Annotated in this window: 15 protein-coding genes; 9 read left to right on the top strand and 6 right to left on the bottom strand. The window is 43.6% G+C overall.

What is annotated here, in order from left to right; genetic code table 11:
- The first annotated feature begins 11 nt into the window (after nt 1-11).
- Nucleotides 12-1457 carry an L-fuculokinase gene (fucK, locus tag V2H77_RS20710; RefSeq protein ID WP_341500321.1) on the top strand — a complete coding sequence of 482 codons (1446 nt, stop codon included), beginning with the start codon at nt 12-14 and terminating at the stop codon, nt 1455-1457.
- Nucleotides 1458-1671: 214 nt separating this feature from the next.
- Complete coding sequence (gene fucR, locus V2H77_RS20715) at nt 1672-2379, top strand: L-fucose operon activator (RefSeq protein ID WP_341500322.1); 708 nt, start codon at nt 1672-1674, stop codon at nt 2377-2379.
- 140 nt (nt 2380-2519) lie between these two features.
- Here fucR and V2H77_RS20720 read toward each other — a convergent pair whose 3' ends face one another.
- Nucleotides 2520-3194, bottom strand: a complete 675-nt coding sequence (locus V2H77_RS20720) for a 7-cyano-7-deazaguanine/7-aminomethyl-7-deazaguanine transporter (protein WP_341500323.1) — start codon at nt 3192-3194, stop codon at nt 2520-2522.
- A 185-nt stretch (nt 3195-3379) separates the two neighbouring features.
- Between V2H77_RS20720 and tusA the strand changes: the two genes are divergently transcribed.
- Nucleotides 3380-3631 (top strand): sulfurtransferase TusA, encoded by a 252-nt coding sequence (gene tusA / locus V2H77_RS20725; protein ID WP_139656274.1) that lies wholly within the window; start codon nt 3380-3382, stop codon nt 3629-3631.
- A gap of 56 nt (nt 3632-3687) precedes the next feature.
- Here tusA and V2H77_RS20730 read toward each other — a convergent pair whose 3' ends face one another.
- From V2H77_RS20730 to rsmD, 4 genes are all read right to left on the bottom strand, one after another.
- The gene (locus tag V2H77_RS20730) at nt 3688-5967 is read right to left on the bottom strand and encodes a zinc/cadmium/mercury/lead-transporting ATPase (RefSeq protein WP_341500324.1); all 2280 of its coding nucleotides are present in this window, start codon (nt 5965-5967) and stop codon (nt 3688-3690) included.
- Between the two features lie 151 nt (nt 5968-6118).
- Nucleotides 6119-6745 carry a lysoplasmalogenase gene (locus tag V2H77_RS20735; protein ID WP_341500325.1) on the bottom strand — a complete coding sequence of 209 codons (627 nt, stop codon included), beginning with the start codon at nt 6743-6745 and terminating at the stop codon, nt 6119-6121.
- Nucleotides 6746-7127: 382 nt separating this feature from the next.
- Complete coding sequence (locus tag V2H77_RS20740) at nt 7128-7409, bottom strand: DUF1145 family protein (RefSeq protein WP_341500326.1); 282 nt, start codon at nt 7407-7409, stop codon at nt 7128-7130.
- A gap of 23 nt (nt 7410-7432) precedes the next feature.
- A complete protein-coding gene (rsmD, locus tag V2H77_RS20745; RefSeq protein WP_341500327.1) occupies nt 7433-8017 on the bottom strand; it encodes a 16S rRNA (guanine(966)-N(2))-methyltransferase in 585 nt (194 codons plus the stop codon).
- A gap of 158 nt (nt 8018-8175) precedes the next feature.
- Between rsmD and ftsY the strand changes: the two genes are divergently transcribed.
- The 5 genes from ftsY (at nt 8176) to V2H77_RS20770 (ending at nt 14277) form a co-directional block, all read left to right on the top strand.
- Nucleotides 8176-9711, top strand: a complete 1536-nt coding sequence (gene ftsY, locus V2H77_RS20750) for a signal recognition particle-docking protein FtsY (protein ID WP_341500328.1) — start codon at nt 8176-8178, stop codon at nt 9709-9711.
- Nucleotides 9712-9717: 6 nt separating this feature from the next.
- Nucleotides 9718-10383, top strand: coding sequence for a cell division ATP-binding protein FtsE (gene ftsE / locus V2H77_RS20755; protein ID WP_341500329.1), 666 nt, complete (start codon nt 9718-9720; stop codon nt 10381-10383).
- Nucleotides 10376-11350, top strand: coding sequence for a permease-like cell division protein FtsX (gene ftsX, locus V2H77_RS20760; RefSeq protein ID WP_341500330.1), 975 nt, complete (start codon nt 10376-10378; stop codon nt 11348-11350). Before ftsE ends, ftsX begins: the two co-directional genes overlap by 8 nt.
- A 445-nt stretch (nt 11351-11795) precedes the next feature.
- Nucleotides 11796-12653, top strand: coding sequence for an RNA polymerase sigma factor RpoH (rpoH, locus tag V2H77_RS20765; protein ID WP_265380130.1), 858 nt, complete (start codon nt 11796-11798; stop codon nt 12651-12653).
- 484 nt (nt 12654-13137) lie between these two features.
- Nucleotides 13138-14277 carry a glycerate kinase gene (locus tag V2H77_RS20770; RefSeq protein ID WP_341500331.1) on the top strand — a complete coding sequence of 380 codons (1140 nt, stop codon included), beginning with the start codon at nt 13138-13140 and terminating at the stop codon, nt 14275-14277.
- Here the strand turns inward: V2H77_RS20770 and panM are convergent.
- Nucleotides 14265-14663, bottom strand: coding sequence for an aspartate 1-decarboxylase autocleavage activator PanM (gene panM / locus V2H77_RS20775; protein ID WP_265380127.1), 399 nt, complete (start codon nt 14661-14663; stop codon nt 14265-14267). The genes V2H77_RS20770 and panM overlap by 13 nt on opposite strands.
- 443 nt (nt 14664-15106) lie before the next feature.
- Between panM and V2H77_RS20780 the strand changes: the two genes are divergently transcribed.
- Nucleotides 15107-16219 carry a branched-chain amino acid ABC transporter substrate-binding protein gene (locus V2H77_RS20780; RefSeq protein WP_341500332.1) on the top strand — a complete coding sequence of 371 codons (1113 nt, stop codon included), beginning with the start codon at nt 15107-15109 and terminating at the stop codon, nt 16217-16219.
- The last annotated feature ends 22 nt before the right edge of the window (nt 16220-16241 follow it).

A 16241-nucleotide genomic window follows, 5' to 3' on the forward strand; every position in this document is an offset into this window, starting at 1 on the left:
CAGGAGAGCGTATGATGCAAGATGTCGTTTTAGTTTTGGATTGCGGGGCTACGAATGTGCGGGCTATTGCGGTTGACTCTCAGGGTAATGTGATTGCAAGGGAGTCAACACCGAATACCAGTGAGCCTGATAAAGCCAATTCTCACTGGCACATATGGTCACTGGATGCCATTTTAGAACGGTTGGCAGGCTGTTGTCGTGGAGTTATCCCCAAATTATCAGGTTATAAGATACGCGCAATAACGGTGACGACGTTTGGTGTTGATGGAACACTGGTCGATGCAAAGGGTGACCTACTTTATCCCATTATTAGTTGGAAATGTTCGCGAACAACTCCTATTGTTGAAAATATTGAGCGTTATTTCTCTGCTGAGAAATTGCAAACGATATCCGGTGTTGGGAAATTTAATTTTAATACGCTTTATAAGTTAATTTGGTTAAAGGAAAATCATCCTACTCTTTACGATAAAGCCCATGCATGGCTGTTTATTTCTTCTTTAATCAATTATCGATTAACCGGAGTGATGTCAACTGATAGAACGATGGCCGGGACCAGTCAGTTGCTAAATATTCATCATGAGCAGTTTAGTGAAGTAATATTAGATGCTATTTCTATTCCAGAGAGTTTATTTCCCGAACTCGTTCATGCCGGTGAGCAAATTGGTACTTTAATTCCAGAGGCAGCTAAAAAGTTGAATTTGCCTTCAGGAATTCCCGTTATTTCCTCTGGACATGATACCCAATTTGCTTTATTTGGCTCAGGCGCGGGTTTAAATCAACCCGTCTTATCTTCCGGTACCTGGGAAATTTTGATGGTACGCACTCCTAATGTGAACACCCATATTTTACCTTATTATGCTAGTTCTACCTGTGAATTAGACGCAAGAAAAGGGATCTTTAACCCAGGATTGCAATGGTTAGCTTCTGGAATACTTGAATGGATCAGACAGCTTTTCTGGCAAGGTATTTCCCCTTCGGAGGTCTATCTCCAAATGATCCATGAAGCTTTATCTGTTCCTCCTGGTGCTAATAACTTAAGAATGAATTGTCGTTTGTTAACCTCTGAGGCAGGATGGTGTGGAATAACGTTGGATACTGAACGACGTCATTTTTATCGTGCTGCATTAGAGGCGTTGGGATATCAATTAAAACAAAACTTATCTCTTTTAGAGAAAATAAGTGGATTTCATGCTAAAGAGTTGGTGTTAGTGGGGGGAGGTAGTCGAAATTATCTCTGGAACCAAATAAAAGCAGATATTTTAAACTTACCAATAAAAGTACTTAATGAATCAGAGACGACGGTATTAGGCGCTTCTTTCTTTGCTTGGCTTGGTGTAGGTTATTATAAATCGGCTGAACAAGCCCGTGAGCAGTTTTCTTATCACTATGAACTTTATACACCCGGTGAGCACCAGGAAGCTTATAATTTATTATTTCAAAATTTCATACAGGAATAGGTAATCTTCTGTTGAAAATGATTTTACTAGTTATTTATTCTTGCTATCTCGTTTAAACATGCTGACTAAAGTAGGAAATGGTAACGCTTTTGCTATCGTCGTCACAGAGAAAACGACTAAATGTGGAAATATATTGCTAAATAAGACGTGATTTTCTAATTCTGGTATTGGACAAAATAATCCTATTCTGTCCCAATATAAAAGGGATTCCTTTATGAGAAATGAACGTCACCAGAAAATCATGGATCTTCTCCATCATCATGAATCATTAACAACCTCTGAACTTTCCATAGCTTTACAAGTGAGTAAAGAAACAATACGTCGGGATCTGCGATTTCTTCAAGAGCATGGTCATCTTCTGCGTTTACATGGCAGAGCAAAAAGCTTAAACAGAGAAACACAGGATAATGGTGACCCCTTTAACATGCGGGTTAAAAGCCATTTTTCGAGTAAATCGCTTATTGCTCAACGGGCGGTGACTTGGATAAGTGAAGGAATGATAATTGCACTTGATGCAAGTTCAACATGTTGGTATCTGGCAAAGCAACTTCCTGATATTAATATTACTATTTTTACCAATAGCATTCGTATTTGTCATCAATTATCAAAGAAAAAAAATATTCAATTAATCAGTTCGGGGGGAGTTCTGCATCGTAAATATGCTTGTTATATTAGTTCATCACTTATTACACAATTAAGAAATTTAGAGATAGATCTATTTGTTTTTTCCTGTGACGGTATTGATGCAAATGGTGATTTATGGGATTCGAATATTGATAATGCGGAATTTAAAGATATTCTTATAAGACGGGCATTACAATCAATTCTGTTAATTGATAAGAGTAAAATTAACCGGAAAAGCGAAATTAAAATAGGAAATCGTAGTAATATCACTGACATAATATCGAATTGTCAGGTGTAGTTGTTAATATCAATGAGTGTATGAATAAACCATAGGTAAGATGAGTTTAAATCTTAAAACCGGGTGGAAGGCTATTATCTTACCAATCTCTTAATCAGGAAATCTGATTAAGAGACAGTTATCGGGCGGGCGTATAAAAATCAGCGAGCTTGGATATGGGTACTGCTAGTTTGATAGGCAAAGAAATACTTGAGAATCAGGTTCAACAAAATGCCGTAAGCGGGTAGGAAAAAGAGTAAGCAGATTAGCAGCTTAAAGCAGTAATCTACTAACCCGATCTCGATCCAATTAGCTGCCATGAAAGCATCGGTACTGCGATAGAAAGCGATAGAGAAAAAGGCAAGGGTATCAAGTAAGTTGCCGAAGAACATTGCTGCTGCGGGAGCGACCCACCAATTACGTCTCTGGCGCAGACGATTGAAGACGTATACATCCAGTATCTGCCCAAGGAAGTAAGCCATAAAGCTGGCGCAGGCAATACGGGCAACAAAGAGATTGAATTCAGACAATGCAGTAAATTCTTGCCACACGCCCTGGAAAAATAGGGCAGAAATTATATAAGAGCTCAACAATGCGGGGAACATAACGGTAGTAATGATTCGCCTTGCCAGTGGTGCGCCATAGATACGAACTGTCAAATCGGTTGCAAGAAAAATAAATGGGAAAGTAAAGGCTCCCCAAGTGGTATGAAAACCGAAAATAGAGACGGGTAGTTGCACCAGATAATTACTGGAAATAATAATCAGAATATGGAATAACGAAAGCCAAATTAAAGTGGTAGCTCGCTGTTGTGTAATCGTAGCTGATGAAAACATATTGTACCTTTTTGGATAATGGGGTGAGGGAACCCAATGGAAGATCTGCCGTTTTAATTGACGGCGCCTCACATGATACGTCGGTTGTACATGAATTCAAAATGCCGTATGTAAAGTTAATTTTTGCTAGCCTTTTTATAATATAATCCAGTTTTATAGTTTGCCTGAAATTGTAGAGATAAGTTATGCCCGATATGTTTATTAATCCAGACAAGACCCTTGATACACAAGGGCTGCGCTGTCCTGAACCAGTGATGATGGTGCGGAAAACCGTGCGTCATATGGAAGCAGGGCAAATGTTATTAATTCTTGCTGACGATCCGGCAACTACGCGTGATATTCCCAGTTTTTGTCGTTTTATGGAGCATCAGTTGGTTGCCCAAGAAACGGAACAAATGCCTTATCGCTATCTGGTTAGAAAAAAAGAGAATCAATAGCACAGGATATGAGCCGGAAATAAGACCCATATCCTTAAATAGCCAGGCGATTTTCGTTATTTCAGTTTAATCCTTAATAACCTTACCGCGTTCGCCGTTACAAGAGCGGTTGCGCCAGAATCCGCCAGTACTGCCATCCACAAGCCTGTGATACCCAATAGGCTGGTGACAAGGAAGATTCCTTTTAATCCCAGAGCAATAGCAATATTTTGGCGGATATTATTGTGCGTTGCGCGGGAAAGGGTGATGATTTCTGACAAACCTGTCAGGCGGTTGTGAGTCAATGCTGCATCTGCGGTTTCCAGAGCGACATCGGTGCCGCTTCCCATTGCCACTCCGATACTGGAAGCTTTCATAGCAGGTGCGTCGTTGATGCCGTCACCGACCATCATTGTGTTGTGATCTTTATTCAATGCAATGACCGCTTTGACTTTATCTTCCGGCATTAACCCGGCGCGGAAATCTATTCCTAACTGACCGGCAATTGCAGTTGCTGCACGAGGGTTATCCCCTGTCAACATCACTGATTTAATGCCTTGATCTTTCAGTAAACGGATAGCATCAATTGCATCCTGACGTAACGTATCTTGCATCGCGATAAGGCCGGTAAATTGTTCATCATGCATTACGGCAACAACGGTTTTACCGCAATCTTCTAACTGAACAATTTTTTGTTTCCAACGATCAGATAACGTGTTTGCGGGCAGTTTTCCGGGCGCGCTGACGAGAATACGTTTACCGTCTAACTGACCTTCAACACCAATCCCCGCCAACGCCTTACGGTGTTCAGCTTCGGTAATATTAACGTTTTTACTTTCTGCATATTGCAAAATGGCTTTAGCCAGTGGGTGATGGGAGCCGCTTTCTACTGCGGAAGCCAAAGTTAATAGCTGAGATTCGCTGATATTTTCTGCTGGTTGTACATCTGTGACTTGTGGTTTACCGGCGGTCAGCGTCCCGGTTTTATCAAAAGCGATTGTGGTAATTAGCCCTAATTGTTCCAGTGCCGCACCACCTTTAATCAAGGCGCCTCGGCGGGTTGCTGCTGCAAGGGCAGAGGTAATTGCGGCGGGTGTGGAAATCACCAAAGCGCAAGGGCAGCCGATCAATAGCAAAGTAAGACCACGGTAGATCCATGTTTCCCAAGGTTGGCTGAATACAGTTGGTGGAATGATGATAACTAGCGCAGAGAACAGCATAATTAGCGGAGTGTAAATTCGGCTAAAACGGTCAATGAAGCGCTCAATCGGCGCACGGCGCTCTTCGGCTTCTTCAATCAGTTGCAGAATACGGTCAATGGCATTGTTGCCCTGTTCGGACAATACTTTCATTTGGACTGCACGATCCACGGACAAACAACCGGCCGGAACTTTTTCTCCCTGCATGCGTTCAACCGGAATAGATTCACCTGTCAGCGCACTTTCATCGAAGCTAGCGAATGAATTGAGTAATTCTGCGTCAGTGGGTAAACGTCCGCCTGGCGCAATCTCAATAATATCGCCTGGGCGAAGGTCTGAAACTGGGACAGTCCTTTTCTCACCATTTTTAACCAGTAGTGCTTCTTCCGGCACTAATGCCATTAGTGCGCTTACTCCTCGACGAGCACGGCCGGCAGCATAAGCTTCCAACATTTCACCAAGCATAAACAACAGTAGTACCATTGCCGCTTCAGCGGTTGCATCGATAAACAACGCACCGATGGCGGCAACGCTCATCAAGGTTTCAATGGCGAATGGCGTGCCTGATCGTATGAGTTGCCAGGCTTTGGTGACAATAGGTACTAATCCAATCACGGTAGTGATAATAAAGGCAATACGACCAAATGAAGGATTGGTGTTGGAGATTCCCCAACTTATCAGCATCATCAATGAAAGAGTGATGATCGGCGCGAATTCTTTCCAGCGGCTGCTTTTTGTTGCTTTCTGATTTGAATCGGAATTGCGTAGGGAAAATCCAGCCTGATTAACCGCTTGAATAACCGCTGAACGTATATCTGTATCAGCATCTACGACCAGTTTTTCAGTTGCGAATAGCACTTTGGCTTGTTTCACCTCTGGAATTTTGCTGACCGCGGTTTCAATTTTGCGGGCGCAGCTTGGACAATCCATACCATTAACAACCCAACTGTAACGTTGACTTGCCAAAAGCTCAGGCGCTTGTGTTTCTTGTGTATCATGGGAAGGGCTATGCTCATGTGAGCAAGCCCCATTGTGTTCATGATTATGTAAATGCTCACTAACTTGTTTAGCTTGATCTGAACAAGTGGTAGTCGCGCAGCAGCTTCCATGCTGGTGGTTATGTTGATGAGCACTATTTTTGTTTGAATCTGAGTACATGGGCTCCCCCTGGATAGAGTTAACTCAAAGATAATGGCTAATGGTTAAACTCTACACTCTGGAGCCCACTCCAGAGTCAATAAAAAGAGAAAATAAAATTGGCAAATCGTGCGATTGAATGCTGATATCTATTTTCAACTTAATCTTTTTATTAAAGATAAATAGAACGAATAATTAGAAAATGGCCGATAAAATAACAGGTTGCCACAATCGCCTTAGAAGATTTGAGCTGGAGACGGTAATGGTTGATCAGCCAGAAACTATGTGACAGTAGCAACAAGATACTGCCTGCTAATAGGGAGAAACCATAATCTGTATTAAGGGAGAAGTATTGTTCACCTGCCATCCACACCATTATCAAAAGCATAACGACCGAGGCAACGACCGGCCAACGCATTTTTTCCAGTTTATTCCAAATAACCAGCAGAATAATGGAACCCAGAACCAGTAAAATTAATGGCAACGGGAAGAAGAAACTGAAATTCATCTGTAATACAAAGCTTACCGTGTAGAACAAATAACAGAGGAATAATGTGCCTAGAGAGAGTAGTGAATACTTACTGGGGAGCATACGCAGAGCATCTGATATTAAAGCAGTAAATAACCCAAGACAGATTAAATAGCCTGAAATATGCAGCTCAGGCGCTTGCCATGCCCACAATAATAACAATAGCAAAGTAATTGGCCTGAATAGCCATCTTTGCCAGTTTGGACCACGGTAAGCTGCGTCAACATACAACCAACCAGAAAGAAATACTGCAATAAATGGCCAGCTCATATTTGTTCCTTAATAAGTGATGGGTAAGGGATCTATACCCAATGGATTTCAAGATGCATCGCGGCGGCAAGGGAACGAATCCCCGGGAGCATAGAGAACTATGTGACCGGGGTGAGTGAGTGCAGCCAACAAAGAGGCAACTTGAAAGATAACGGGTATACTCTTTTACTAGCAAAATATAGACTTAAATAATAGAGATTGGTTTAAGTATCTGTGCGGAAATAGGCAGTAAATGAAGAAATGATTTATCTGTTCAGCCAAGAAAGCAGGCAATAAGCTGTGTTGAGACAGATAGTGACGGTTTTTGGATTCATCACCGGAAGGAGGAATGAAATGAATCATTCCTCACATAATTATATATACTTTCCGGGTATTGGGGGCACTATTTGAGGTGATGGCTTTTCTCTTTCCGTTGTTTTTTCTGCATTGACAGTAGTTCAAAGACACCAAAAAAGAAGATTTTGGTTTGCATCAGGCCAGAGAGTTTTTGATCTTTGGGCTGGCTGGCTTTCAGAAGCAGCATTTGAAATGCATGCATCACCACCATGAAAATCATGGCGACATCCATAAAGTACTTCAATGGTTTTGGAAATGGATGGATCAGGTTAAAGATCAGAAATCCCCAAACGCAGATCATTAACAGTTTGCCCAATTGAATAAACATCAGTGTGTACTCCAAAGTAATCATTATGCAGGGAAGTAACGGATATAGAGCCGGTATGCGACTTGTCCGGCTACTTTTTCACGATGAAGTCGCCAGTTAACAGGCACATCAATCGCCGTTGATTCAGATTCAGCTTCAACATAAATCCAGCTTTCATCTGCCAGCCAATTTTGCTCTTCCAACAATTTTATGGTTTCGCTGAGCATTCCTTTACGAAAAGGAGGATCAAGGAAAACGACATCGTAGGGTTTTCCTGATTGAGATAAATAGGTTAATGCACTGTCGTTAATGACTTCGGCATTTTGGGCACTGAGCAGATCCAAATTCGCGGAAAGCTGCTTGGCTATATTACGTTCATATTCAATCAGGGTAACCTGCGATGCATAACGAGAAAGCGCTTCTAATCCAAGCGCTCCGCTGCCGGCATAGCAATCCAGACAATGTGCTTCCTGAATAACCGGGGCTAGCCAGTTAAATAGCGTCTCTCTGACGCGATCTGTCGTTGGGCGTAATCCGGGGCTATTCGGTACAGGTAATTTCCGGCCTCGCCATTTTCCGCCAATAATGCGGATTTGTCCCATTGATTGCTGTTGTGATTTCTTTGCCATAATTTGCGTAACAGTTGTTAAGACTTACAGGCATTAATTTACCATGAAATTTATGATTGATATGTGTTGAGCTATTACGAAAATGTTAGACTATTTCTAATTTCGTTATTATTCCCTGTTGTAACGCCATGATTTAACCTTGAGGAGTGCAGTGGCTAATGGCAAAAGAGAAAAAAAGAGGCTTTTTCTCCTGGTTCGGGCGTGGCCGTCAGGAAGAGCAGCAAAAAGAAGAACAATTGGCGGCGGAGCAGGCGGAACAACAACGTCTTGCAGAGGAAGCCGCAAGGTTGGCGGCGGAGCAGGCGGAACAGCAACGCCTTGCAGAGGAAGCTGCAAGGTTGGCGGCGGAGCAGGCGGAACAGCAACGCCTTGCAGAGGAAGCCGCAAGATTGGCGGCGGAGCAGGCGGAACAGCAACGCCTTGCAGAGGAAGCTGCAAGATTAGCGGCGGAGCAGGTGGAACAACAACGCCTTGCAGAGGAAGCTGCAAGATTAGAGGCAGAGCAGGCAGAACAGCAACGTGTTGCAGAGGAAGCTGCAAGATTGGCGGCGGAGCAGGCGGAACAGCAACGTGTTGCAGAGGAAGCTGCAAGATTAGCGGCGGAGCAGGCGGAACAACAGCGTGTTGCAGAGGAAGCCGCAAGATTGGCGGCGGAGCAGGCGGAACAACAGCGTGTTGCAGAGGAAGCTGCAAGATTGGCGGCGGAGCAGGCGGAACAGGTACAAACTGAACAGCCAAAGCCAGTTATATCAAAAGAGCAAGAGCGCCCGACTAAAGAAGGCTTTTTCTCTCGTTTGAAACGCAGTTTGGTTAAAACTCGTCAGAATCTAGGGTCCGGTTTTCTCAGCCTATTCAGTGGTAAAAAGATCGATGATGATCTGTTTGATGAATTGGAAGAGCAGTTATTGATTGCTGATGTTGGTGTCGATACTACCCGTAAAATCATTGGCAGTTTGACAGAGCATGCCAGCCGTAAAGAGCTAAAAGATGCAGAAGCCTTGTATGCCAAACTAAAAGAAGAGATGTCTGGGATTCTGGCTAAAGTGAATAAGCCCCTGGACATTGAAGGAAAAACACCGTATGTCATTCTGATGGTTGGTGTTAATGGTGTAGGAAAAACCACTACAATTGGTAAATTGGCTCGTCAATTTCAGGCACAAGGTAAATCTGTCATGCTGGCCGCCGGAGATACTTTCCGGGCAGCCGCTGTTGAACAGTTACAGGTGTGGGGGGAACGTAACCATATTCCGGTGGTAGCGCAACATACTGGCGCTGATCCCGCTTCCGTGATCTTCGACGCTATTCAGTCAGCTAAAGCTAAAGGTGTAGATGTACTGATTGCAGATACCGCTGGTCGTTTGCAAAATAAATCTCATCTGATGGAAGAATTGAAGAAGATTGTCCGGGTGATGAAAAAACTGGACGAAGATGCTCCACATGAAATTATGCTGACATTGGATGCGAGTACCGGTCAGAATGCGATAAGTCAGGCTAAACTGTTCCATGAAGCTGTTGGATTGACAGGTATCTCATTGACAAAATTGGATGGTACTGCCAAAGGCGGGGTAATTTTCGCCATTGCTGATCAGTTTGAAATTCCTATTCGTTATATTGGGGTTGGTGAAGGAATTGAAGATCTACGGCCATTTAAGGCAGACGACTTTATAGAGGCGCTTTTTGCCCGAGAGGATTAATTACCTATGATTCGCTTTGAACAGGTCAGTAAAGCTTATCTGGGGGGACGGCAAGCCCTGCAAGGGGTGGATTTTCATTTGCGCCCTGCGGAAATGGCATTTCTAATCGGTCACTCAGGGGCAGGTAAAAGTACCTTGCTGAAACTCATCTGTGGCATTGAGCGGCCTAGCGCCGGACATATCTGGTTTGCCGGTCATGATATCAGTCGGTTAAAAAGCCGTGAGGTACCTTTTCTACGTCGTCAGATTGGTATGATTTTCCAGGATCATCATCTGCTGCTGGATCGGACGGTGTACGATAATGTGGCAATGCCGCTGATTATTTCAGGCGCCAGTTTTGAAGATATCCGTCGTCGGGCTTCTGCTGCTCTGGATAAGGTTGGTCTGCTGGACAAAGCGAAAAATTTCCCAATTCAGCTTTCGGGTGGTGAACAACAACGTGTTGGCATTGCTCGTGCGGTTGTGAATAAACCGACTGTTTTGTTGGCAGATGAACCTACCGGTAATCTGGATGGTGAGTTGTCAGAGGGTATTCTACGACTGTTTGAAGAATTTAATCGGGTAGGGGTGACAGTGCTGATGGCAACCCATGATATGGCACTGATTGAAAGACGGAAATATCGTATTCTGACTCTGAGCCAGGGCCGTATGGCGGGAGAGTATCATGGTTAAAAATGTGCGTAAGGCAGCGGGGAAAGTAACAAGATCGAAAAGTAAAGTTTTACAAGGAGGATGGCGTGAGCAGTGGCGCTATGCTTGGATGAATACGCTGACAGATATGTTACGTCAGCCGCTGGCGACGTTGTTGACTGTGATGGTGATTGCGATCTCCCTGACATTACCAAGCGTCTGTTACATTGTGTGGAAGAATGTCAGCCAGGCTGCGGAAAAATGGTATCCCACTCCTCAATTGACGGTATATCTCGATAAATCACTGGATGATAATAGCGCTCAGAAATTAATAGGTGAGCTGAAAGCACTTGATGGGGTGGATAATGTCAACTATCTCTCACGTCAGGAAGCAATGACAGAATTCCGCGCTTGGTCTGGTTTTGGTAGCGCACTGGATATGTTGGAAGAGAATCCGTTGCCCGCGGTGGCGATTATCACACCGAAAATTGATTTTCAGAGTTCACAGACGCTAACCACACTGCGCGATAGAGTTTCTCAGGTTAAAGGTATTGAAGAAGTTCGGATGGATGATAGCTGGTTTGCCCGTCTGGCGGCGCTGACCGGTCTTATCGGTCAGATTGCGACAGTGATCGGTATTCTGATGATCGTTGCACTGTTTTTAGTCATTGGTAATAGTGTGCGTCTCAGTATTTTCAGTCATCGTGATACGATTAACGTGATGAAGCTTATTGGTGCAACGGATGGCTTTATTTTGCGTCCGTTCCTCAATGGTGGTGCTTTGTTAGGGGCTTTGGGGGCAATTTTATCGTTAATTTTATCCGCACTGTTGGTATGGAAACTTTCTGATGTTGTCACCCAGGTTGCCAGCGTGTTTGGCACGACATTTAATTTACATGGGCTTTCATGGGATGAGTCCCTGCTGCTAGTTTTGCTCTCTGCGATGATTGGTTGGGTTGCTGCTTGGTTGGCGACAACTCAGCATTTGCGCCATTTTACGCCAGAATAAAACGGTAATCTTTTCAACAGGCTGAGCGAGATCAGCCTGACAACGCAATAACCATCTCCTTTTTTTCCTAGGGTAAGAATTTCTATTCATTGACTTAAATCCAAAATCACGATTTTCTTTTGTGTAGAATTAATTGAATAAGGTGCTTGAATTCATTACCTAATTTGTATTCTGCCGGTGAATCTGGCGGACATATTTTGTGGAATGGAATTAATATTTGTCGGGGATAGTACAAATAAAGTTAGTTGCATAAATATAAAACTATCTGTTATTTTTTGTTCTGTGATCCCATTGTAGGGATGGCCGGTGCTGAAATTATTACTCTTCCACGGATCTGTAACTTGAATATGCACATTCTGGTGATAGACTGTACCGCGGTGTGTTCATATACACTGATCTAATCTAATCCATACTAACGATTTGAGCCTTATTTGAGAGGATTTGAATGGCCAAAGAAATGCAAACCTTAGCGTTAGTTCCTCAAGGAAGTCTAGAGGGCTATATCCGTGCCTCTAATACCTATCCGATGCTGACAGCAGAGGAAGAGAGGGAACTGGCTGAAAGGCTGCATTACCAGGGAGATCTGGATGCAGCTAAGAAGCTGATTCTGTCTCATCTGCGCTTCGTTGTTCATGTCGCTCGTAGCTATGCTGGTTATGGGCTGCCTCAAGCGGATTTAATTCAGGAAGGGAATATTGGCCTGATGAAAGCAGTACGTCGTTTTAACCCAGAAGTTGGGGTGCGTCTGGTTTCTTTTGCCGTTCACTGGATTAAAGCTGAAATCCATGAATATGTACTGCGTAATTGGCGTATTGTTAAAGTTGCAACAACTAAAGCACAGCGTAAGTTGTTCTTCAATCTGCGTAAAACTAAACAGCGCTTAGGGTGGTTCAATCAGGACGAAGTAGAAATGGTCGCCAAAGAACTTGGTGTGACCAGTAAAGATGTGCGTGAGATGGAATCTCGTATGTCAGCGCAGGATATGGCGTTTGATATGTCTGCCGATGATGATAGTCAGGAAGGTCAACCGGTTGCGCCAGTGCTGTATCTTCAAGATAAAGCTTCTGATTTTGCAGATGGCATTGAAGAGGACAATTGGGAAAACCATGCGGCTGATAAATTATCGGTAGCGATAGAAAGTTTAGACGAGCGCAGTCAGGATATTATCCGTTGCCGCTGGTTAGATGATGATAATAAATCTACCCTGCAAGAGCTGGCGGATAAGTACGGTGTTTCTGCGGAGCGTGTGCGTCAGCTTGAAAAAAATGCTATGAAAAAATTGCGTGTCGCAATTGAGGCATAAATATATACCTAATAGATTTTGAGTTGCAGCGCGGCGGTAAGTGAACAAATCCCCAGGAGCATATACCTAATAGATTTCGAGTTGCATCGCGACGGCAAGGGAGCGAATCCCCGGGAGCATAGATAACTATGTGACCGGGGTGAGTGAGTGCAGCCAACAAAGAGGCAGCTTGAAAGATAACGGGTATAGATAACTATGTGACTGGGGTGAGTGAAAGCAGCCAACAAAGCAGTAGCTTGAAAGATGAAGGGTATATACCCAATGGATTTCAAGATGCATCGCGACGGCAAGGGAGCGAATCCCCGGGAGCATAGATAACTATGTGACCGGGGTGAGTGAGCGCGGCCAACAAAGAGGCAACTTGAAAGATGAAGGGTATAAAGTGATTTTGCGTTAACGCATTCATAATTAATAAATTAAAAGGGCGATAATAGTTTATCGCCTTTTTTGTTTCATTTTTTACGTTGTCATCACGATTAATCCTATGAAAATTGTTATTGCGCCTGATTCATTTAAAGAAAGTCTCAGCGCCTTACAGGCCGCTGAAGCGATAGAACAAGGATTTCGTGAAATCTATCCACAAGCTGAATACATTAAATTGCCGATGGCAGATGGAGGGGAAGGTACAGTTGAATCGATGGTAGCAGCCACCGGTGGAAAGATTGTACGTCTGTCAGTCACCGATCCATTAAATCAGCCGGTAGATAGTTTTTTCGGCGTGCTAGGTGATGGAGAAACCGCTGTTATTGAAATGGCGGCGGCTTCTGGCTTACATTTGGTGCCGATGGAAAAGCGTAATCCACTGATAACTACGACTTATGGTACCGGTGAGCTGATGTTGGCTGCTTTAGATCAAGGTGTCAGAAAGATAATTTTAGGTATTGGCGGTAGCGCGACTAATGATGGCGGTGCCGGTATGATGCAGGCGTTGGGGGGTTGTTTACTTGATTCTGATGGTAAAGAGTTGGAGTCTGGCGGGGCTGCGCTAAGTCGGCTTGCTAAAATTGATCTTTCTGGTTTAGATGCGCGTTTGGATCGAACTGAAATTATCGTCGCTTGTGATGTAACTAACCCGTTATGTGGTGAGTTTGGCGCATCTGCTATTTTCGGGCCACAGAAAGGGGCGACGCCAGAGATGGTGAAAGAGTTAGATGCGGCTCTACGCCATTATGGTGAAAAAATTGAGTTACTGACCGGCATTAAGGTCATTGACGTACCCGGCACGGGAGCAGCAGGAGGGATGGGCGCTCCTTTACTTGGTTGGTTGGACGCTAAATTGCAACCGGGAATTGATATTGTTATCTCCACGCTGGAATTGGAAAAGGCAGTACAAGGCGCTGATCTGGTTATCACAGGTGAAGGACGAATGGACAGCCAGACTATTTACGGTAAAACACCGATTGGTGTTGCCCGCATTGCTAAAAAACATGCTATTTCGACTATTGCGTTGGTTGGCGGTATGAGTCGGGACTATGGTGTTGTTCATCAGCACGGATTGGATGCCGTTTTCTCAATTATGCCCGGCGTTTGTTCTCTTTCTGACGCGCTTGCTTGCGGGCATGAGAATTTGAGGGTGACTGCCCGCAATGTGGCTGCGGTCTGGAAGATGGGTCAGCTAGAATAAGAATTTGACTTGGCATCGTAGTAAAAACTACAGGCGTTCATGAAACCTTTTAATGCTGGCTCGTCAGCATCTGAGAACCCTTCAAGGCTTAATTTCCACTGGTTAACTGTGGGATGTTGAGCTTTTATTTCGTTTATCAAATATAAACCCACTCCCCGGCGGCGTGTTATTTCACGGACACATAAATCTTTAAGCAGGCCGGATTGATCATTAAGAGTCATTTTTACTGCGGCAAGTAATCTATCATTAAAACGAGCAGCAAATAGTTTATTTCCATTTTTTAACCAAATTTGCCATTGCTCAGGTGCCTGTTGAGGCCAGATTTTCTTTAGATCAATCATATCTTGTGTTGATAAAACAGTAAGTTGTTCAATAGTTAGCTTCATGGCTTTTCCATATCAGTTTACATGAATATACCCGTTATCTTTCAAGTTGCCGTCGCGATGCATCTTGAAATCCATAAGGTATAGATAGACGGTGTGTTGTGTAACCGCTTTTTTACGTTGCCGAAAAAATGTTTTTAACATAGTCGATATTTCGAGCTAAAGATTGCTTTACTAATATTTAACCAGAATATCACACTATGTTTCGTCTAAAATCCAATCAATTTTTGCCGTATTTTATTCTGTAATTAATGCTTTTATCTACCTTGTTAATTTGATTTTAAGCATGAAATGCTATTTTAATAATATGAAAAATAAAATCTTATTAATAAAAATCACTTTACCTAACCAGTGATCGCAAGAGATCATGATTTCCCGTCAGATAATGGGGGATCTTAAAGGCAAACACAATAAATTAGACCAATAACAACACGGGGATAAATGAAATGAAAATCATAACAGGTAAGACACTATTAGCAGGCTGTATTGCCATGATGATGAGTCACTCACTGTGGGCGCAAGAGATCAAAGTGGCGATTGTGGGGGCAATGTCTGGTCCGGTTGCTCAATATGGTGATATGGAATTTACTGGCGCCCGTCAGGCAATTGCAGATATCAATGCTAAAGGTGGTATTAATGGCAATAAGCTGGTGGGCGTTGAATATGATGATGCCTGTGACCCGAAACAGGCTGTGGCCGTCGCTAATAAAGTGATTAATGATAATATTCGCTATGTTATCGGTCACTTATGCTCTTCGTCTACTCAACCGGCATCTGACATCTACGAAGATGAAGGTGTCATTATGATTACTCCAGCGGCAACCAATGCCGATTTGACGACTCGTGGCTACCAGATGATTCTGCGTACTACCGGGTTGGATTCTGATCAGGGACCAACGGCAGCGAAATATATTGCTGACAAGATTAAACCTCAGCGTATAGCTATTGTTCACGATAAACAGCAATACGGTGAAGGGTTAGCTCGATCTGTTCTCGATAAATTGAAAACAACAGGCGTCAATATTGTCTTGTTTGAAGGCGTTACTGCGGGCGATAAAGATTTTTCGGCTCTGGTTGCCCGCCTGAAAAAAGAAAATGTGGATTTTGTCTATTTTGGCGGCTACTACCCTGAAATGGGGCAAATTCTGCGTCAGGCTAAGCAGGCTGGCCTGAATATTCGCTTTATGGGACCAGAAGGTGTAGGTAATTCCTCGCTATCCAATATCGCCGGAGCCGCTTCTGAGGGCATGTTAGTCACACTACCTAAGCGTTACGATCAGGTACCGGTGAACAAAGCTATTGTTGAGGCGATCAAAGGTAAGAAAAGCGATCCGACAGGTCCGTTCGTCTGGACCACCTATGCTGCTCTGCAATCTCTGGCTACGGCAATGAATCGTACCGGTAGCATGGAACCGATTGATTTGGTGAAAGACCTGAAAGCGAATCCAGTGGATACCGTAATGGGAACACTGAGCTGGAATAAAGCTGGCGATCTGAAAGGGTTCGAATTCGGTATTTTTGAATGGCATGCAGATGGTTCTTCTACTTCTGTGAAGTAAAGTCGTCAGCTCCTGTTGATCA

Source organism: Photorhabdus sp. P32, assembly GCF_038085095.1.
GTDB classification, from domain to species: Bacteria; Pseudomonadota; Gammaproteobacteria; order Enterobacterales; family Enterobacteriaceae; genus Photorhabdus; species Photorhabdus luminescens.